General features: G+C 45.2%; 16 protein-coding genes. 10 read left to right on the top strand and 6 right to left on the bottom strand.

All coding sequences use genetic code 11. The annotated features are described in order from the left end of the window. Positions 1 to 2: 2 nt before the first annotated feature. Complete coding sequence (locus tag ACE3MZ_RS14095) at positions 3 to 1,652, top strand: response regulator (RefSeq protein ID WP_411342794.1); 1,650 nt, start codon at positions 3 to 5, stop codon at positions 1,650 to 1,652. After that, on the top strand, positions 1,652 to 3,658 hold the full coding sequence (locus ACE3MZ_RS14090; protein ID WP_411342793.1) for a sensor histidine kinase: 2,007 nt from the start codon (positions 1,652 to 1,654) through the stop codon (positions 3,656 to 3,658). The genes ACE3MZ_RS14095 and ACE3MZ_RS14090 overlap by 1 nt, the downstream gene beginning before the upstream one ends. On the opposite strand, the gene ACE3MZ_RS14085 is transcribed toward ACE3MZ_RS14090, so the two are convergent. After that, positions 3,555 to 4,208, bottom strand: a complete 654-nt coding sequence (locus ACE3MZ_RS14085) for a TetR/AcrR family transcriptional regulator (protein ID WP_411342792.1) — start codon at positions 4,206 to 4,208, stop codon at positions 3,555 to 3,557. The genes ACE3MZ_RS14090 and ACE3MZ_RS14085 overlap by 104 nt on opposite strands. 218 nt (positions 4,209 to 4,426) lie before the next feature. Between ACE3MZ_RS14085 and ACE3MZ_RS14080 the strand changes: the two genes are divergently transcribed. Beyond that, a complete protein-coding gene (locus ACE3MZ_RS14080; RefSeq protein WP_411342791.1) occupies positions 4,427 to 5,185 on the top strand; it encodes an SDR family oxidoreductase in 759 nt (252 codons plus the stop codon). 98 nt (positions 5,186 to 5,283) lie between these two features. After that, positions 5,284 to 6,153 carry a D-amino-acid transaminase gene (gene dat / locus ACE3MZ_RS14075; RefSeq protein ID WP_411342790.1) on the top strand — a complete coding sequence of 290 codons (870 nt, stop codon included), beginning with the start codon at positions 5,284 to 5,286 and terminating at the stop codon, positions 6,151 to 6,153. 179 nt (positions 6,154 to 6,332) lie between these two features. Here dat and ACE3MZ_RS14070 read toward each other — a convergent pair whose 3' ends face one another. After that, the gene (locus ACE3MZ_RS14070) at positions 6,333 to 6,488 is read right to left on the bottom strand and encodes a hypothetical protein (RefSeq protein ID WP_411342789.1); all 156 of its coding nucleotides are present in this window, start codon (positions 6,486 to 6,488) and stop codon (positions 6,333 to 6,335) included. A gap of 361 nt (positions 6,489 to 6,849) precedes the next feature. Between ACE3MZ_RS14070 and ACE3MZ_RS14065 the strand changes: the two genes are divergently transcribed. From ACE3MZ_RS14065 to ACE3MZ_RS14050, 4 genes are all read left to right on the top strand, one after another. Beyond that, positions 6,850 to 7,791 carry an ABC transporter permease gene (locus tag ACE3MZ_RS14065; RefSeq protein ID WP_411342788.1) on the top strand — a complete coding sequence of 314 codons (942 nt, stop codon included), beginning with the start codon at positions 6,850 to 6,852 and terminating at the stop codon, positions 7,789 to 7,791. Between the two features lie 42 nt (positions 7,792 to 7,833). Further along, complete coding sequence (locus ACE3MZ_RS14060) at positions 7,834 to 8,754, top strand: carbohydrate ABC transporter permease (protein WP_411342787.1); 921 nt, start codon at positions 7,834 to 7,836, stop codon at positions 8,752 to 8,754. 89 nt (positions 8,755 to 8,843) lie between these two features. Then, positions 8,844 to 10,586 (top strand): hypothetical protein, encoded by a 1,743-nt coding sequence (locus tag ACE3MZ_RS14055; protein ID WP_411342786.1) that lies wholly within the window; start codon positions 8,844 to 8,846, stop codon positions 10,584 to 10,586. A 509-nt stretch (positions 10,587 to 11,095) separates the two neighbouring features. Further along, positions 11,096 to 11,512, top strand: coding sequence for a hypothetical protein (locus tag ACE3MZ_RS14050; RefSeq protein ID WP_411342785.1), 417 nt, complete (start codon positions 11,096 to 11,098; stop codon positions 11,510 to 11,512). 282 nt (positions 11,513 to 11,794) lie between these two features. On the opposite strand, the gene ACE3MZ_RS14045 is transcribed toward ACE3MZ_RS14050, so the two are convergent. Continuing rightward, positions 11,795 to 12,178, bottom strand: a complete 384-nt coding sequence (locus ACE3MZ_RS14045; RefSeq protein ID WP_411342784.1) for a VOC family protein — start codon at positions 12,176 to 12,178, stop codon at positions 11,795 to 11,797. A gap of 224 nt (positions 12,179 to 12,402) precedes the next feature. Then, the gene (locus tag ACE3MZ_RS14040; RefSeq protein WP_411342783.1) at positions 12,403 to 13,329 is read right to left on the bottom strand and encodes a DUF6597 domain-containing transcriptional factor; all 927 of its coding nucleotides are present in this window, start codon (positions 13,327 to 13,329) and stop codon (positions 12,403 to 12,405) included. Positions 13,330 to 13,645: 316 nt separating this feature from the next. Here ACE3MZ_RS14040 and ACE3MZ_RS14035 point away from each other — a divergent pair, with 316 nt between their 5' ends. Beyond that, the gene (locus ACE3MZ_RS14035) at positions 13,646 to 14,698 is read left to right on the top strand and encodes an SPFH domain-containing protein (RefSeq protein ID WP_411342782.1); all 1,053 of its coding nucleotides are present in this window, start codon (positions 13,646 to 13,648) and stop codon (positions 14,696 to 14,698) included. Then, positions 14,695 to 15,639 (top strand): sugar kinase, encoded by a 945-nt coding sequence (locus ACE3MZ_RS14030; RefSeq protein ID WP_411342781.1) that lies wholly within the window; start codon positions 14,695 to 14,697, stop codon positions 15,637 to 15,639. Before ACE3MZ_RS14035 ends, ACE3MZ_RS14030 begins: the two co-directional genes overlap by 4 nt. 44 nt (positions 15,640 to 15,683) lie before the next feature. Here the strand turns inward: ACE3MZ_RS14030 and ACE3MZ_RS14025 are convergent, their stop codons facing one another. Beyond that, the gene (locus tag ACE3MZ_RS14025; protein WP_411342780.1) at positions 15,684 to 16,787 is read right to left on the bottom strand and encodes a DUF4179 domain-containing protein; all 1,104 of its coding nucleotides are present in this window, start codon (positions 16,785 to 16,787) and stop codon (positions 15,684 to 15,686) included. A gap of 276 nt (positions 16,788 to 17,063) precedes the next feature. Next, positions 17,064 to 18,764, bottom strand: coding sequence for a methyl-accepting chemotaxis protein (locus tag ACE3MZ_RS14020; RefSeq protein WP_411342779.1), 1,701 nt, complete (start codon positions 18,762 to 18,764; stop codon positions 17,064 to 17,066). Between the last annotated feature and the right edge of the window lie 384 nt (positions 18,765 to 19,148).

The raw sequence follows: 19,148 nt of genomic DNA, 5'->3' as shown, positions 1-19,148 counted from the left end.
GAATGTATAAAGTTATGATTGTTGAGGATGAAATGCTGGTACGCATCGGTCTGAAAAATTCGGTCGATTGGAGCAAATTTGGCATGCATGTCATCGCCGATCTGCCGGATGGGCAGAGTGCGCTAGATATGTACCAGCAGGAGAAACCTGATCTGATCATTACCGATATTCGCATGCCGCGTATGGATGGAATGGAACTTATCTCCAGCATCCGTCAGCAGGACAAACAGACACGTATCGTCGTGCTGTCCTGTCTGGAGGAATTCGAGCTGGCGCGCCGAGCGATGTCGCTTGGTGTATCCGGTTACATTTTAAAATTGACGATGACCGAGCAGGAGATTGAGAGCGTGCTGAGCGGTGTTCGGCATGAGCTGGACGAGCAGCAACGACAAGCTGCGGTCAGCGTATCGCATAACAGCCGCACCGTTCCGACGGCGAATCTGGAACTGGTCAAAGAGAAGTTTCTCAAAGACTTTTTGTTATATGGCATTTACTCCGCCGAGGAATTTCATCAATTTGTGCAGCAAAGTGAGATGCGTCTAGCACCTGTGCGGTTGATTGTCTGTGTGATCGAGCTGGATCATTACGCTAGACTGACTGATAAGTTCAAGGACGAACACGGACATCTGATCAAAATGACACTGCTGAATATGCTGGACGAGATTACCTCTTCCTTCCAACGTGGCGAGGGATTTCATCTGGATCATCGGCATTATTTGCTGCTGCTTAGCTTTGAAGATGTGCGATCCGAGCAGCTGATTCGTCAGCAATTGAATCAGATGGTACAGCGGGTACAGGAAGCGATTGGGACGTATTTTGGCAGTTCGGTATCGTTTGGCATTAGCGAGATGGTCAATACGTATTGCCATCTGTCGCGATCTTATCACGAAGCTCGTCAGGCGCTAGGCAATAAGTTTCTAACTGGTAGCGGCAAGGTGCATACACGCGGTGAACCACTGCATCTGACGTCGCTAGAACAGACGTTAGAGCATATCCGCCACTATATGCCGATTCGTGAATTGCTGTCTCCGCTCAAACAGCAGCGGTATGACGATTATATCGATATGTTATGCCGTCAGTTGCGCGACGATCACCGTGCTGTGCAGCATTTGCTATTCCAGTTCATCCAGTGGGTCAGTACCAGTCTGTACGATCATCATCAGAATGAGAAGACGCTACTGTCCGACATTACCGGGCAGCTGGAGCAGTGCGATACGTTGCCAGAGATGCTAGATCAGGTGCTGGATTATCTGTCCGAATTGGTAGAATATTCGCGCAACCTGCTGCATATGAGTAATGAGATCGCCCGCGCACTGCAATACATCAAACAAAACTATGCACAAAATATCAGTCTGCAACAAGTCGCCGATCACGTTTCGCTTAGCTTTGGCTATCTGAGCAATCTGTTCAAAAAAGAACTGCAAATTACCTTTGTCGATTACTTGAACCGTTATCGGATCGAACGTGCCAAAGAGCTGTTGATCGGCACCAATCTAAAATCATACGATATCGCCGTGCAGGTCGGATTCTCGCCAGAATACACATATTTCAGCAAAGTATTCAAAAAAGTGACCGGTCTCAATCCGAATGAATATCGGCGTCAATGGTTGAGCGGAGCTGGTACTGCCGATGCCAGTGGAGTTAAGCGCTGATGCGTCTCTGGCGTCGTTCTGGCAGTACAGGTCGTATTCAGCATCTCGGCACGCAGTTGATCGTGTATTTTATGGCAATCAGCGTAATTGTATTCTCGCTCGCCACTTATTTTCTGTATACATTTATGCTCGGACTGATCAAGGAACAGAATGAAAAGCTGCTGTATCAGCAATTTCAACAAACCGATCATAATATTCATAGTCTGCTGAGCGACGTGGATCGGCTGTCCAAGCTGTTTCTACTGGATAACAATGTGCAGAATTATTTGCAAAGCAACGATACACGCACCCAATTGGAAAATATCGAGCTGAAAAAAGACATCTACGGTCGCATCGCTAACTTTATTAGCAATTACAGCTATATTCACTCGATCTATATCATCACCGACAAAAATGGTGCACTCGGCGGGGATGCTACTCGTACGCTTGTGCATGAAGGACGCGGTTGGACAGATAGCTTTTTCCAATCGGAAGGATATGAGCGTGCCAAGCAGTCGTTTCCGAATCTGACGATTGCCGGGGCGACAACGGAGTCATATTACAATCCGTATATTACGCGTGATAATGAGAGCAAGCTGATTAGCCTGATTCGTGGAGTTCGTCCGCTGTATGAGCCAGACACCAATGCGACGGTTATTTTCAATCTGGATGAGCAATATTTGGCATCTACCTATTCTGCCGCACTGAATATGGCGGAAGGCAATATGTACATCGTGAACAGCAGCGGTGTTATCGTGTCTGGTAGCAGTGCAGCGGCGGTCGGTCAGCACAGCCCCTATGTACCTCCAAATGATAACGATGCAACCTTTGGCAGTTATGATGCAGTGAAGAATGGCGATCCGATTCAGATCGTTTACTACAAATTGCAGGATTCCGACTGGTATATGATGCGCGAAGTGCCGCTCGGTCTGTTCTCGCAGCAGATTTTCTCGGTACAGCGGATTATGGTCATCGTCTTCTGCTTGAGCATTCTAGTTATTTTCGGTGTCTCGTATTTCTCATTGAATAAGCTGATCCGACCGCTGCATCTCTTGGCGCACAAAATGCGCGATGTTAGTCAAGGCGATCTGGGTGTGACCTTTACCGATATTCCCAATAACGAGTTCGGCACTGTCATGCGGCGGTTTAATGAAATGTCGCTCAGCATCGTTAATCTGCTGCGTCGTAATAACGAGATGCAGGAGAAGCGGCGTGAGCTAGAGATTGAAGCGCTACAATACCAGATTAACCCACATTTTCTGTACAATACGCTCAATATGATCCGCTGGATGGCAACGATGGTACGCGCGGACAATATCGTGACCAGTGTAGTGGCACTCGGCAATATACTGCGTCCGGTGTTCGCTAGTAAAGATAGCATGTGTACGCTGCGTGACGAACTGAACTATTTGGAAAACTATATCAAAATCATCAATTTGCGCTTTAACAGCACGATTGCATTTACATTTGATATTCAGCCAGAGATGCTCAATTACCGGATTCCGCGTTTTATTTTGCAGCCAGTAGTAGAGAATTCGATCAAGTATGTGCGTGAAGATCATGAAGGCATTGAGATCAGTATCGAGGCGTACGAGGATGAGCAGGATGTATGGCTTTCGGTTGTCGATTCCGGTACAGGCTTCGATCCAGAGACACGCGAGGCATTGAATGCACGTCTCGCAGCAGGAGAAGGGGAGAAAGCGGATGAAGATGGAACCCAAGCACATTCCGCTGAGAATCTGACTACAGAACCGGAAGCAGAATACAAGGGAGCTACGATTCATAGGGAAGCCACCTCTACAACCGCCGAGACCAACGGTCTGAAACCGGGTACTGAAGAATCTACTAGCGAACGTGGTAGCGGGGTCGGGTTGTACAATATTAACAAGCGTATTCAGCTATACTTTGGCAAGCCGTATGGAGTTACGATTCCGAAGGTGCCGCACGGAGCGGAAGTGACGATTCGTTTGCCCAAGTTGACGGATGAGTCACCTGCACATCTGCAAGTGGACGAAAATTCAAAATAAGCAGCAACTGTTCTGCCATCTCATGCGCCGAGTGACGAAAATCCTGCTGCGCCCAGTACACGATCATGCCCCAGATTGCGTGCGCCTGATAACTGGCATAGATGCCAGCTTCCACCTGTTTCTGCTGTCGATGTTGAACATCAGGCAGAGAAGCCTGCATATCGTTCAAACAGAGCGCCTGCAATCGCTCGCAAATACGTAGCTGGAAGTTCAGCAGCGTTTGCGAGCTAAGAATCAGCCGATAAAAGCTATGATGCTGAGCGACATGATCGAAGATTTTTACCGTAGATGCAACCATCGTCCGCACATCCAGTGCAGGCTGCTGACGATATGGCTCCAGATAGGAGTTAGTCAGATCATGCAAGACCTGTTCAATGATCTCGTTGAGCAGGTCTTCTTTGTATACATAATGCTTGTAAAACGTACTGCGATTCACATCCGCAGCCTTCACAATATCCGTAATTGTTAGATCGCGAAAATCCTGCTGTTCTAGCAATTGCAGCAGCGCTTCATGAAACGCTTGCTTGGTTTTGCGAATCCGGCGATCCATAACGATTCCTCCTGTATCATGATAGCAATAGAAGATAACCAACACTTTATACGATAATTGTCGTTTATCCAACAAACTAACCCTTTTTTACTGATTGCGACTCCAAATTCCCTCTCTGTATCATAAAAGAAGAGCTATACGTTAATCAACAGAATCCGACGTATACTCTTCATCTTCTGCAAGCACTTCAACTTTCATCACTCAAGGAGGAATGATTCATGAAATTACAAAATAAAGTAGCTGTCATTACAGGAGCCGCATCCGGTATGGGCAAAGCGATTGCCGTATTATTTGCCAGTGAAGGTGCGCGCGTTGTCGTTGCCGATCTGCGATTGGAAGCGGCGCAGCAGACAGTAGACGAGATCCATTCCGCAGGCGGACAGGCCATTGCCGTCGCTGCCAACGTAGCACAGGAACAGGATGTGCAGCAGATGATCGATACTGCGGTAAGCACGTATGGCACCGTCGATATTCTGATCAACAATGCGGGGATTATGGACAATTTTACGCCTGCCGAAGAAGTGACAGATGAGCTGTGGGAACGTGTTTTTGCAGTGAATACGACCGGTGTGATGCGTGCCATTCGCAAAGTACTGCCTATTTTCAAAGAGCAGGGCAAAGGTGCGATTGTGAATATCGCGTCTGCTGGTGGATTGACCGGTTCTCGTGCCGGAGCAGCGTATACTGCGTCCAAGCACGCAGTTGTCGGCTTAACGCGTAATGTGGGCTTCCAGTACGCTCCACTTGGTATTCGTTGTAATGCAATTGCACCCGGCGGTGTGAAGACTGCCATCAATGCATCGATGAATCAGGTAAGCGAGTTTGGTCAGCAGCGCGTGATGGGTGGTATGCAGCTAATGCCGCGTGTTGGTGAACCGGAAGAGATCGCTGCTGCGGCGCTGTTCCTTGCTTCTGACGATGCCAGCTTTATCAATGCTACCGTTCTGACAGCGGACGCAGGCTGGACAGCGTATTAATTCCAAGCGCTGCGTAGAGTACGCTGTTTCTTCCTATGAGCCTGCGTGTTAAAATGCATTACAGATGTATTCAATCGCAATCATATGGAGGTCGGCTTATGTTATTGTGGAACGGCAAGCTGGTACAGGAAGAAGACGTGCGTATCTCGTACAAGGATCGCGGATACTATTTTGGCGATGGCATTTATGAAGTGTTTCGGTTGTATCAGGGCGTGATTTTTGAAAAAGAAGCGCATCTGGATCGTCTATACCGCAGTCTGGATGAGATCAAAATTCAGCTGCATTGGAGTCGCGAACAATTGTCCAGTCAGATTGACGAGCTAGCGGCAGCATTTGGAGATCAGGATGGGATTTTGTATTTGCAATTTACACGCGGTGAAGCGAAGCGGGCGCATATTTTCCCCGAACATTGTGAAGCTGTAATGCTCGGTTATTGTGAACTGCTCTCTCGCCCGACTGCTACACTGGCAAATGGAATTGCCGTGATCACGCTCGAAGATATCCGCTGGCTGCGCTGCAATATCAAATCATTGAACCTGCTGGCGAATACACTGGCGAAGCAGGAGGCAGCGGAAGCGGGTGCTCATGAAGCGATCCTGATTCGTAGCAATGATGTCGTGACCGAGTGTACATCATCCAATCTGCTGATCGTCAAGGATGGCACGATCTATACGCATCCGAATGGCAATCTGATTCTGGATGGGATCACGAAGCAAGTCGTGCATCGACTTGCCAATCAACTGAACATCCCGTATGTAGAGCAAGCATTTAGCCGTGAACAGCTGCTGGAGGCTGACGAAGTATTCCTGACTAGCACCACACAGGAAGCGACTGCCATCATTACCATTGACGGCAAGCCAGTCGGAAACGGCACACCGGGACATATTGTGCGCCAGTTGCAGGCGGCATATGTAGAAGCGGTAGAGCAATTGCTGGCGGATGCGGGCAGATCAGTGAGCAGTTTGTAATTGGATAGCTGTTCTGGTTTGTACTGTTGAATTGCAGATGGATAGATGGGTAAGAAGATGGACAAACGTAGCAAAGGTATAGCATATACAAATCAGTCAATGATCTGTTGTTTGTGGATTGGAATAGAAAACAGCCCTGCATCTCTTAAATAGAGAGCAGGGCTGTTTGTTTTGCATATCTATTGTTTGCTTTCACTAATTCGTTTACTCATCAAGGCACGAATCTGATCCATATTTTCAGGTTTTGCAGGAATAGCAAGAACTCCTGTAGGAGAAAGATGATAAGACTTAGACTTTTGAATGGCTGCGTATTTACTCTGATCACTCTTTGTCATAGGATCAACTCCTAATAGTATGAATTAAAAGCCAATTATATACCGATTTCCGTTTTAAACACGCTAAAACATATGGATGATTATCACATTATACTTCAGTTAAATAGAGCAGTAAATCCATTGGTGCACCAGTAATGTTTGAAAAATATAACTACCAATTTATATCTATATCCTTCGACCTCTATCAATCTGTTCAACTTTATCTGTATATCCTTCAACTTTCCACTCATTGTCCATCTCTCACTAGCAACATCTGTAGATAATTCAGCTTTTTTTACAGATTGTTCATTCAGCGACTATTCCTAAAAGCATACACTAAATGCAGAACCAAGTTGCAGATATACCAAAGGGAGGTTCCGCTGTGGACATTACGTATAAAAAGGGAGAAGCCGTTCAGACGCGCAAGCGGCGCCGCATTCATGCAGACGGAATCAGGCTGCTGTTGATGACAGTACCGTTTCTTATTTTTGTAATCGCTTTCAGCTATGTGCCGCTATTCGGCTGGGTGTATGCGTTCTTCGATTATCGTCCGGGAATTCCGCTCAGTCAGACGACATTCGTCGGCATGGAGCATTTTCGCGAAATGATGCACGACCGCGATATGCTACGCGTGCTGATCAATACGCTCGCGCTCAGCCTGCTATCGATCATCGCGGCACCGCTGCCGCTCATTCTGGCGATCATGGTGTCGGAGGTGCGCAATGGATTTTTTAAACGACTCATTCAGACGACGACAACGCTGCCCAACTATATTAGCTGGATTATCGTATTTTCGCTCGCGTTTAGCATGTTCAGTTCAGAAGGCGCGATCAATACGATCATTGCAAGGCTCGGACTAAGCGATACGCCGCTTAACGTTCTCGGCAATCCAGATCATGTATGGATGGTGCAGACACTACTTCTGATCTGGAAAACGATTGGCTGGAACGCGATCATTTATCTCGCCGCTATTGTCGGCATCGACGGTGAGCAATATGATGCTGCCAAGATTGACGGAGCCGGACGCTTCCGTAGTATCGTGCACATTACGATTCCGAATATTATGCCCACTTTTATCGTACTGCTGCTGTTGGCGGTGAGCAATCTGCTGTCCGCGGGCTTTGAACAATATCTCGTCTTCAACAATATTATGGTCGCCGACAAAATCGAGGTACTGGATCTGTACGTATACCGTCTCGGTCTTGTGACTAACGATTATCCCTATTCCACCGCAGTTGGTATGTTCAAGTCAGTCATCAGCATCATCTTGCTGTTTATAATCAATAGCTTATCGAAAAAAGTACGCGGCGAAAGTATTATCTAAATGATCGCTATCTAGCAATATCCGCTAAGGAGGAAGATCTCAATGGGCAGAGCAATCAGCGTGCGCGGTGAACGTACGCGCAAACCAATTAACATACCGGATTTGCTATTCAGCATCGTCAACTACATCATCCTCAGTCTGCTGCTAATCGTAACCATTTATCCGTTCTATTACATCTTTATCTATTCGATCAGTGATTCTTTTCAAGCACAGAGCGGTGTATTTCTGTTACCTGCTGGATTTTCACTGGATAGCTACAAGGCGACATTGCAGCTAAACGGATTGCAGGAAGCAGCGATCGTCTCGGTGCTACGGACGATCATTGGTACGATTTTGACTGTGTTATGCTGTTCATTCTTTGCATATCTTATTACCAAAAGAGAAATGCCAATGCGTCGATTGATCTATCGTTTCGTTCTGATTACGATGTATTTTAACGCCGGATTTATCCCGTGGTATCTGACAATGAAAGCCTACGGTCTGCAAAATAATTTCCTGCTGTATGTATTGCCAACCGCTCTGAGCGGCTTTAATATCATCCTGATCAAAACATTTATCGAGCAATTGCCACCAGCATTAGAAGAGTCGGCGAAGATTGATGGAGCGGGCTACATTACGACCTTTACCCGCATCATATTCCCATTATCTACACCGATCATTGCGACCATCGCCGTATTCTCGGCAGTCGGGCAGTGGAACACATGGTTCGATAACTTCTTCTTAGTGGAAAATCCGAATCTGCAAACGCTCCAGCTCGTGCTGTACAATTTCCTTAATCAATCCAATAGCATCTCCAGCATGAGTGCTGCCGAGATGACCAATTCCGCCGAAGTGCGTACCATGACACCACAATCGATCCAGATGACGATTACGATGCTCGTTACTTTGCCGATTGTTATCGTCTATCCGATGCTACAACGCTTCTTTGTAAAAGGGATCATGATGGGCGCAGTTAAAGGATAAGAAGCAGCCTCTGCTAGTCAAACGGTACAATCAACATCGTCATGTTCACTTGTTCATTATCATATATACCCACCAAGGGAGGTCAACCTATGAAAAAAGCAATCAAGGTTCGTACACTCACCAGTGTTCTGCTCACATTTATGATAACGCTCACAGCCTGTTCTGGCTCAACTTCATCGCAAACAGGAACCGGTAGCCAAGCAGGAACGAAAGATGCCAACGGCATTGTAACGCTGCGTGTACTTGTGAACGAAACGGGCACCAATTGGAATACGTATCCCGATAGCGAAATTGCCAAGGAGCTAGCAGACAAAATTGGTGTCAAAATCGAATACGTCGAAGCAGATGCCAACAAAATGAATGTACTACTCGCAGGCGGTGATCTACCGGATATTGTGCGTGCTGATCCAAACCAGTACGGCAAACAGCTGATCGACGGCAATCTGATTATCCCAATGGATGACCTGATGGACAAGTACGGACAAGACATTGAGCAGACGATCCCAACTGTTGTCGATTATAGCCGTACCAATTGGAGCGAAGGGCAGAACAAGCTTTATTTCCTACCTCCTCAAATTCAAGCCGACCCTAGCCCGGTCTATCCGAACGTAACAATTGGACCAACGATGCGCTGGGATTATTACAAAGAAGTCGGTACGCCCGCTATTAACAGCACGGACGATCTGCTAAATGTACTGCAACAGATTAGCACTAAGCACCCAACCACCGACGAAGGGAAGAAAATATACGGTGTATCCATGTGGCAAGATTGGGGACTATGGCCGTATATCATCCCGTTCACCTGGATTACCCAACAAACCGCAAGCGGTGGTTCTGATCTGATGGCAAAACCACTTGGGGAGAACCGACTGCTGAACGTATTGACCGATGATACCTCGAACTACTGGGTTGCGATGGACTTTTACAACAAAGCGTATCGCATGGGCTTACTTGATCCCGATGCCTTGACGATGAAAAATAACGATTACATGGCAAAAGCGACAGCTGGTCAATTCATCCTCGGTCCAGCAACATGGGCAATGGGTGATTTTAATGCCAAATATGCCAAAGATAACAAGGGCTACATGGTACTGCCGATCGGTAAACAAGCATGGAGCGGTGGCGTTCGTCCCATCGGCTGGTCAGACAAAAGCTATGCTATCTCCAAAAGCAGCAAATATCCAGAAAAAGCAATGGAATTCCTGAACTATATTCACTCGTATGAAGGTGCCAGAACGATGTACAGCGGCATCAAAGGCAAAGATTGGACTGTCGAAAATGGCAAACCACAACTAAACAAAGACACCATCGCAGCCAAAGTGAATGGTGGCGACGCATGGGAACGTACTGGGATCGCGCTGGATCAGAACTTGATTGGACTTGGTGGCAGTGTAATTGATCCGTCGAACGATACACCGGTCAATCTGTTCTCAACCGAAGAAGCGATGGCGCAAAGCTCAACTACACTGGAAAAAGACTTTAGCAAGCATTACGGAGCTACCTATCCCGGCGAAGTATTCTCCAAACTAGTACAAGAGGGCAAGCTGACTGACGAGAATACTCCGCTCAAAAGTCTAACCCAAGACGAAATCGTCAAACAAAATACCGTCGTGCTACCAGTGCTAACCGATGATCTGCTCAAGCTAGAAACGCAGCTCAAAGAATTGGCAGCGCGGACTGCTGCTACGATGATCTTGTCCAAAACAGATGAAGACTTTGCAGCTAACAAACAAAAAGCGATTGACTCCTTCAAGCAGGCAGGCGCTGACAAATTGACACAATATATCAGCACTGAATATGCCAAAGCATTACAAAATGCAGGTGTAAAATAAAAATTACAACGAACAATCATATCGAACAGAACCAAGTCGTTGTAATCATCAACATTAGCATAGATGAAGTGAGCAGCAGTGTCTTCCTGATGAAGGCATTGCTGTTTTTTTGTGCTATATATCAATTGGAAATTATTGTATGGTTAATTTTTGCATGTTTGTGTATATAAATGTAGGGTGGATTATTAAAGTATATTTCGATCTCTTTTTCTAATAAAAGGATAATTTCCTTTTTCATACTTTTTTATCTTGAAAATAAAAATAAATGATTTTATTTTGTCGATTATCCGTCTTTTTGTGAGTCTTTTGGCATATTATGTATTGCTTACATAGTCTATTAATAGTATTATTTACCTACAACTAAAGATTTAATTGGAAATCGGGTTAATTCTTTAGGATCACAGTATCGTGATTTTTCGATTCATAGTATGCCAATATACAAACGCAAGGACGCGTTACAAATGTAACTCATGTCACTGGCATGGGATCTCATGGAAGAGGTGACTAAGATGACTTTGATGGTGGATTACTGTCCCCGTTGTGGTTCAGTGTATCAGAAAAATATGCGTAATATGTGTAATGGCTGCCGGGACGAACTGGATCAAAAGCTGAATCGTTGTCTTGACCATCTTTGGCGGCATCCTAACAGTACGACCGAACAGTTGAGTGCAGCTACTGGTATGGACATGCAAGAATTGTATCGTTACATTCAAGAGGGACGTTTTTCATACAATCATCCGAACTTAACATTTCCTTGCGAATGCTGTGCACAGCCGATCAATAGAGGACGACTGTGCAATCATTGTCTGGGTACATTCCGTGAAGCGTTTCCAGCACCTGCACCACAACCGCAAGCTGCTCGCGCTACTGGCGGTCGTGCGACAAGCAAAGTATTGTACACATCACGCAACAATTCGCGGCGCTAATAGATACTTTTAGGAAGCGTGTATGATCGCTTCAGATGAATGTTTGTTTCTCTAGATACATGCTTGTAAATCGGATGATCAATCCAGCTGTAGCCTGAGATATAGATTAGTTAATAGTTTGGTCAATAGATCGGTTTATAGATCAGTCTATAGATCATACTGAAGAGGTCTTTCATACGAAAGACCTTTTTTTGTTTCCATCCTATTTATATTCACTCTATTATGATATTCATGCAACAGACCGTTCGCGATGGATGCCCCCTATTTTTGGCAATTTATCGTTCAACCAACTGCTGTACAAATCTCCACAAAATGTCCATCTGGATCGGTTACATAAGCAACCGTTTGTCCCCATGGCTTGGTTACCGGTTCGTGCTTGATCGTTACCCCCTGAGCGCGCAAGTGTTCAATCACAGTCGTTACATTCTCAACCACGAATCCCACTTCAAAGCTGCTTGTCGCCGGAATATCGTCAGTCAATCCCAGATTCAACAGTTCATTCACAGATTGCCGCGTATTCAGTGATAGCGTTGTATCCCCTGTCTCGAATTCGACATACGTATCGACCTGCATCTTGATTTCCAACCCTAGCAAATCACGATAGAAATGTAACGATTGCTCCAGATCATTTACATACAAAATAATATACTTCAGATTTAATTTCATATTCATCCACTCCTATTGTATTCATATCAAACCCATTCCATGTCGGTAAAAGAGAACGTATTGTGTTCGTCATGCGAAAGCGTCTGTTGATTCTTACTGTACGATATTCGTTTACAAAGCTCTTGGAAAAAACGGACAATTTCAACGTATCGTATCGTATCGTATCGTATCGTATCGTATCGTATCGTATCGTATCGTATCGTATCGTATCGTATCGTAGAAAGTCAGTTGGTATACATCTGGCGCAGCCGCAATTGCCCTGGCGTCAGACCATAATATCTATTGAATGCCAAATTCAAATGCGCCTGATCATAATACCCAAATGCCGTTGCCAATTGACTCAAAGACAGTCGTGATTCCCGATCCATATTGCCAGTTCTTGATTGTGTTTGATGCGAAGGATGACCTGCTATTACTTTAGGATGACTGGCATGCTGTTCACTATGCAATCGTTGATCTGTCAGCTGACAGTATCGCAATACTGCCTGAAACCGGATAATATCTGCCCATTCCTTAGGTGCCATTCCCAGCTCCTGCTGAAATAGCCTTCGCAGTGTACGTTCACTATAGTGAGTATCTTCAGCTAGCTGTTGAATACTCACATTGCCATACTTATGATCAATCCGCTGTATGACTGTATGCAACAATGATGACGCTTGATCATCCCGTTCATACAACAGATGCAGCAACCACGTATCCACAAGCTGTATTCGCTCGGTCATATTGTCTGCCAGAATAACACGCTCCACAATGCTCGCCGCATCCCGCCCAAGCCATTGCTCCAATCCAACATGATAACCAGTCAATTCTGCTCCGGCATATCCAAATAAACGCCGTACCTGATCAGCATACATACGCACACCGAAGAATGCCATCGGCTCATCCAGATGCATCACTTCGTATGATCGCATCAATGAGGTGAGAAACGCTCCATTCATCTGCCGTGCATCCAGATCAAAAATAATATCAATACAGCCATCCGGCACGATCCGATGCAATTGCTCGCCCTGCTGCGGATGAGCCGCCGAACTCCAATAGCAGCAAATCACATCTTGCAACCGCTCATCAGGCACATATTCCGCATAACGATAGTGAGCATGCAACAATCCATATTCCAAAAACGGCGGCTGCACTGGTACAAACGAACGCATACTCATCCTCCTATCGTAATTTAGCATCATCTAGATAAAATTCTATTTTAACTATGTACATACGCAGCTTTAACAGCAAAGCAATAAGAAGCATCCATATAATAAACCCAATAAAAACGACCGCTACGACGAATAAAGTACGATCACTATACTATTTTAATATAATTTCAACATATCATAAAACGCTCAGTGTTAATCATATAAACTTTTTGTTAATATCATATTGATTATATCTAACGGTGATGCTATGATAAGACCAATCAAAGATATTAACAAATTGTTATTAACATAAAAATGAGAAAAGGACGTGCGGATTATGTTTGGACTTCGATTTGCAAAATTTCAACCAAGCGATTATGTGATGAAAGTAAAGAACGGCAAAATTGTAAAAGAGGGTGTCGGCCTATCCTTTTATTACTACGAGCCGACAACATCAGTTGTTGTCGTACCAGTATCGTCGATTGACGTACCGTTTATGTTTGAAGAGATTACGAGCGATTATCAGACAGTCACTGTTCAGGGGCAAGTAACCTACCGGATTACCGAATATCGGCAGACGACACGCATTTTGAACTACACATACAATTTGAAAAAAAACCGTTACCTGTCAGATGATCCCGACAAGCTATCCCAGCGCGTCATCAATATCGTCAAAGTATTAATGAAAAAGCGGATGGAGCAGTTGCCGTTACGCGAAGCGATCCAATCCAGTGAGCTACTCGTACGCAATATAACAGCCGAAGTGAAAAGCAATGAGGAACTGCAAAAGCTTGGTATTGAGATTATGGGGCTGTCGATTCTGGCAATTTTGCCAAACAAAGAAACGATGCGAGCGCTGGAAGCGCAGGCACGAGAACATATTTTGCGCAATGCCGATGAGGCGCTATACGAACGTCGCAACGCTTCGATTGAACAGGAGCGCAAAGTACGCGAGAACGAACTGAATACCGAGATTGCCGTCGAAACGAAAAAGCGTCAAATCCGTGAAACTCAGTTGGAAGCCGAACGCTCGGTAAAAATCAAGCAAAACGAAATGCAAGAAGAGCAGCTGCGCTTCGATACCGAGCTGGAAGAACGCAAAAATCAGCTCGTACAGCTCAGCACAACGAACGATCGTGCCAAAGCGGATGCTCGCGCTTATGAGATGTCTGCGGTGATGCAATCGCTACAAGATGTGCCGCCACACGTATTGCAGGCAATGGCAAGTATGGGTATGAAACCGGATCAGCTGATTGCGATGGCATTTACTGGCTTGGCGGAAAATGCAGGTCGTATCGGACAGCTGAACATCTCGCCAGATCTGCTGCAAGGTTTACTGAATGATCATGGAAATAGAGCGACAGATCAACGGGGAGGACGGACATCATGAACCGCCGGATGACCGAAAATAAAATCGTGCTCGTCAAGCGTCGAACACGATTGCAGGAATTGATCGTACGTTACAATACGGTGCAACAAGCGCAATTTTACATTGAACGGTTAGGAGCGGATTTTGGCGATTATGTGCAGGAGGATCATCACTACCAGCTCGCATTAGAGCAAGCGACCGTGCAATTACAGCAGCTTGGCAGAGTACAGCTATTGGATCGCGAACATGTACCAAGTTTTATTTTTGGACCGGACGATGTGGTCGTTGTGCTTGGACAGGATGGGCTAGTAGCGAATACGATGAAGTATGCAACAGAGCTGCCCTTGATTGGGGTCAATCCCGATCCGCAGCGTTGGGATGGAGTGCTGCTGCCATTTCGTGTTCAAGAATTACAGCCGCTACTGACAGACGTATTCGCCCGGCGACGACAGGTGAAGGAGGTACGGCTTGCCCGTGCGCAGTTGAATGATGGACAGGTACTATATGGAGTAAACGATCTGTTTATCGGGCGCAAAACGCATGTATCTGCGCGCTATCAGATCAGCTACGGTAGCGTGATGGAGCAGCAGTCTTCCAGTGGAATCATTATCTCGACCGGCATGGGTTCCACAGGTTGGTTTAAGAGTGTACTCGCTGGAGCAGCAGGCATTATGAACGCGGCAAATGGTAGACAGGATATACAACCGCCGTCTGTGCCTTCATCGTTTGGCTGGGATTCGCCGTATCTGTATTACAGTGTACGGGAGCCTTTTCCAAGCCGTAATACATCGACAGATCTGGTGTTTGGACGTATTGAGCATGATCCGCTGCGTATCGTATCTCAGATGCCAGAGGACGGTGTGATTTTTAGCGATGGGGTAGAAAGTGATTATCTAGAATTCAATTCGGGAGTAAGCGCCACGATTAGCATTGCACAGCAAAAAGCGCATCTAGTAATCTGATGCGCTTTTTGCTCTGTTTATTGTTAGTGTATCGCTATGAGGAATCATTTGATTTTGATAATGCGTACGTCTTCATAAGCAGAAGCATCACGAGGCTTGACGACGAGCTGTAACGAATCCGGTTCATTGAGTAAATTGCTGTAAAAGACATGCTCAAACGTATACGGATCACAGCTGATCAACCGGCTACCGGTTGGTAATAGATTCACCGCAGTACCATTTTTCTCGGAAATGATATTTTCCGGCTTCAACCATAACGGACGTGCATCCTTCTCATCAACTGGCGTATCGGAAGTGAAGCGCACACGCATTTCTAACGGAGAAATCTCCACCCGTGACATGGTCAGCTTATGGCTACTCCATTCGACAGCCCGGTTCGGATAAATGATCTCGGTTTCCTGACGTTGAAATTGTGGTGCAAGTGAGAAATGAACGAGCAGGGTAGGTGAGTAGTGAATACTTTGCGCGGCTGCTTCACTGGATTGATCGGCGTTATTATCCGTAGACATAATTTGAAACTGGGCAGCAATTTCACGCGGGAAATTTTGTTTTTGATCAAGTCGGATCGTAGCTGTACCGTAGTATTGCTGTGGATTGTTCTCATCTTGAATCCCATTCAAACGTGCGGAAGCCATACTCAGTGGTTGTCCGGTAGCAATATTGCGCAGCTTCACACTGTTCACGCCGGGAATATAACGATCTCGATCGGTATGCGCTGTGTACATCAGGATCAAGCGGTTCTCATCAGCTGTAACGGCATTGATCGTTAGCCGGTAGCCATTTTGTTCAGCAGACTTATCGACCTGTTGCATATAATTGTGCTCAATCGCTGAGACGAGACTCTGATTATGCACCTGCTCGCTCTGGTAAAAACGGAATGGCTCCAGCTCGCCCCAACTTAGTTCCGTGCTGCTCGTATGATTCGGCTTGAGCCAACTGGTCAGCAACAGAATCAGAATCACGATCATGGTAGAGATAACGAGCACAAGGAGACGAATGTCCAGCAAATTCCGAATACGTCCCCACCATGTAGGTTTGTAGTGTGACAACACTGTCCTATCCGCAGTCGATGTTACCGGAGAAGAAGACGGACTGGAACGCTTTGGATCTTGCTGGGGGGATGAAGATTTATGTTCTTGCTTGTTCATGTGGACCGTCCTCCTCTCGGCTGTGCCGGCGGCTTCAGAATGGGGAAAGAATCGGTATGTAATATTTCGATACATCTATATATTGCTAGGGAGGAGAAGATAAAGGAAGCGATAGAAATAGCGATACACTTCTATTGTACCCTGCTGACGTTGCTAAATTCCAGTTTATCGTCGTAATTTTATAGAATGCTTACATAATCGGTATTACCCATAATAAAACGCTGTAACATACCAAAAGGTTTCATCTGGTAGGTCACAGCGTCATATGAAAAGATATTAAACTTTGAAAGCGCCAATCTGTGCTTGCAGCTGCTCAGCAGTCTCAGCGAGTGCCATAGAAGAGGTAGAGATTTCTTCCATCGAAGCAAGTTGTTCTTCCGTCGCAGCCGATACGTTCATTGTACCAGCCGATGTTTCCTCGGTAATCCGAGCGATCTCACTGGCAAAGCGCAGCAATTCTTCCGTGCTAGCAGACATTTGCTCTGCACCCGCAGATACATCTTCGATATCTCCAGCCACTTGGTTGACCGCACTCAGAATCCCTTCAAAAGCATTTCCGGCAACAGATACAGAAGCGATCCCTTTATTGACTTCCTGGCTGTTCACGTCTACCGCTTGGATTGCACGGTACGTTTCTTTTTGAATCGTTGTAACCAGATCCGTAATCTGACGTGCCGATTCAGCCGATTGCTCTGCCAGTTTACGGATTTCGTCCGCTACAACGGCGAAGCCGCGTCCCGCTTCACCTGCACGAGCCGCTTCAATCGAAGCATTCAGCGCCAGCAGGTTTGTTTGGGAGGAGATGCCTGTAATTACGTCTGTAATGTTACCAATCGTTTGTGAACGTTCACCCAGCTCTTGTACGATATGAGCGAGTGAAGACATTGATCCTTGAATCGAATCCATCTGAGCAACAGCAGTACGGATTGCATCATTACCGTCAGCCGAACGGGAAGCTGCATCAGAAGCAGAAGCAGATACAGTCTGTGCACGAACGGCGATTTGTTCTACACCAATGGACATTTCTTTCATCGCTTGGGACGAACGGTGGGTCAGTTCGACTTGGCGGTTTGTACCTTCGGCAACTTCTTGTGTTGTTTCAGCGATTTGACGGGAAGCATCCGTATTTTGCTCGCTGCTTGCATTCAATTGTTGTGACGAAGCGGCAACTGTTTCGGAAGTAGATGCTACGGATTCGATCAGATTGCGCAAGTTACCAGACATTTTGTTAAAGGAACCTGCGAGTAGACCTATCTCGTCACGATTTTTGATCACAATATCTTCGCCAGTCAGATCACCATTCGCAATACGCTCAGCAGCAGTTTGAAGTTGTTTCACCGGACGTGACACAAGACGTGCAATGAAGAATGCAATCAGTAATCCTAGTAAAATCGCTACAATCGAGATGATAACAATATTAGTAATTGTTTTGGAACTCAGTTGTACCGCAGCTGCTGTAGAAGCAGAGGATTGATCATTTTCTAATGTAATGAGTTGTGTCAATGTATCATTAGCTGTATACCACAATTGATAAGCAGTACTATGCAAACTGCTCATAGTTTCAATATCATTATTCTGACCTGCTGTGACCATATTAGGGAGGAGCTTGATGTAACTCTCATAGTTAGTATTGAAAGTAGCAATCAATTGTTTGGTTTCATCAGTTTGTGCCATTGTAGCGTATTGAGCACGTTCCGTATCGATTTTTTTCAACAGCGAAGTTAAGCTTTCTTCCAGACTTTTAACTTCAGAAGTATTACGTTCTACAGCAATATTCAGAACGAGACGTTCCACATCGGATACATCGCCATTCATAATACCAAGCAAGGAGACACTTGGCATGGATTTTTCGTCAATATTTTTGACTTGAACATTCAAGCCATTAATCCCTAACAGCGACAGCGCCGAGATAGCCATCAAAAGTAAAATGACAGCGATAAAACCGGTTAATAACTTCATTTGAATCGTAAACTTCATAAACTCACGCTCCAGCCAATTAATGTTGATTACTTGTTGTGTTATGTATAATATATCGACAGGGTTAGCAGAAAATTTACACGTAAAAATTTTTAATTTAATACAAAATACCTAGTACACAATAAAAATGGATTCAAAGTAATATTTTATGCATTGTAAAACCTTTGTTATAGGAATAAATTGTGAATAAAAATAACAAAATAAAAATTTTTATGAATTTTAAAAATGAAATAAATGTAGAAATTTGTCGTTTTTAAATGTTTTGAACAAAAGCATATTGTTTAAATAAGTAGTTTTAGCAGATAAATAGTCCTATATTGATACGTAGATAGACGTATCGCTCTTACATTCATTGGAAAGAAAAATCGATATCGTCCTAACCTT

This window comes from Paenibacillus sp. WLX1005 (genome assembly GCF_046603685.1).
Classification (GTDB): domain Bacteria; phylum Bacillota; class Bacilli; order Paenibacillales; family Paenibacillaceae; genus Saccharibacillus.
The sequence above is the reverse complement of the archived record's forward strand: the minus strand, read 5'-3'. Positions and strand labels throughout refer to the sequence as shown.

Coding starts and splice junctions, on each gene's coding strand:
- ACE3MZ_RS14095 (WP_411342794.1), top strand. CDS start 3: ATGTATAAAGTTATGATTGTTGAGGATGAAATGCTGGTACGCATCGGT.
- ACE3MZ_RS14090 (WP_411342793.1), top strand. CDS start 1,652: ATGCGTCTCTGGCGTCGTTCTGGCAGTACAGGTCGTATTCAGCATCTC.
- ACE3MZ_RS14085 (WP_411342792.1), bottom strand. CDS start 4,208: ATGGATCGCCGGATTCGCAAAACCAAGCAAGCGTTTCATGAAGCGCTG.
- ACE3MZ_RS14080 (WP_411342791.1), top strand. CDS start 4,427: ATGAAATTACAAAATAAAGTAGCTGTCATTACAGGAGCCGCATCCGGT.
- dat (WP_411342790.1), top strand. CDS start 5,284: ATGTTATTGTGGAACGGCAAGCTGGTACAGGAAGAAGACGTGCGTATC.
- ACE3MZ_RS14070 (WP_411342789.1), bottom strand. CDS start 6,488: ATGACAAAGAGTGATCAGAGTAAATACGCAGCCATTCAAAAGTCTAAG.
- ACE3MZ_RS14060 (WP_411342787.1), top strand. CDS start 7,834: ATGGGCAGAGCAATCAGCGTGCGCGGTGAACGTACGCGCAAACCAATT.
- ACE3MZ_RS14055 (WP_411342786.1), top strand. CDS start 8,844: ATGAAAAAAGCAATCAAGGTTCGTACACTCACCAGTGTTCTGCTCACA.
- ACE3MZ_RS14050 (WP_411342785.1), top strand. CDS start 11,096: ATGACTTTGATGGTGGATTACTGTCCCCGTTGTGGTTCAGTGTATCAG.
- ACE3MZ_RS14045 (WP_411342784.1), bottom strand. CDS start 12,178: ATGAAATTAAATCTGAAGTATATTATTTTGTATGTAAATGATCTGGAG.
- ACE3MZ_RS14040 (WP_411342783.1), bottom strand. CDS start 13,329: ATGCGTTCGTTTGTACCAGTGCAGCCGCCGTTTTTGGAATATGGATTG.
- ACE3MZ_RS14035 (WP_411342782.1), top strand. CDS start 13,646: ATGTTTGGACTTCGATTTGCAAAATTTCAACCAAGCGATTATGTGATG.
- ACE3MZ_RS14030 (WP_411342781.1), top strand. CDS start 14,695: ATGAACCGCCGGATGACCGAAAATAAAATCGTGCTCGTCAAGCGTCGA.
- ACE3MZ_RS14025 (WP_411342780.1), bottom strand. CDS start 16,787: ATGAACAAGCAAGAACATAAATCTTCATCCCCCCAGCAAGATCCAAAG.
- ACE3MZ_RS14020 (WP_411342779.1), bottom strand. CDS start 18,764: ATGAAGTTTACGATTCAAATGAAGTTATTAACCGGTTTTATCGCTGTC.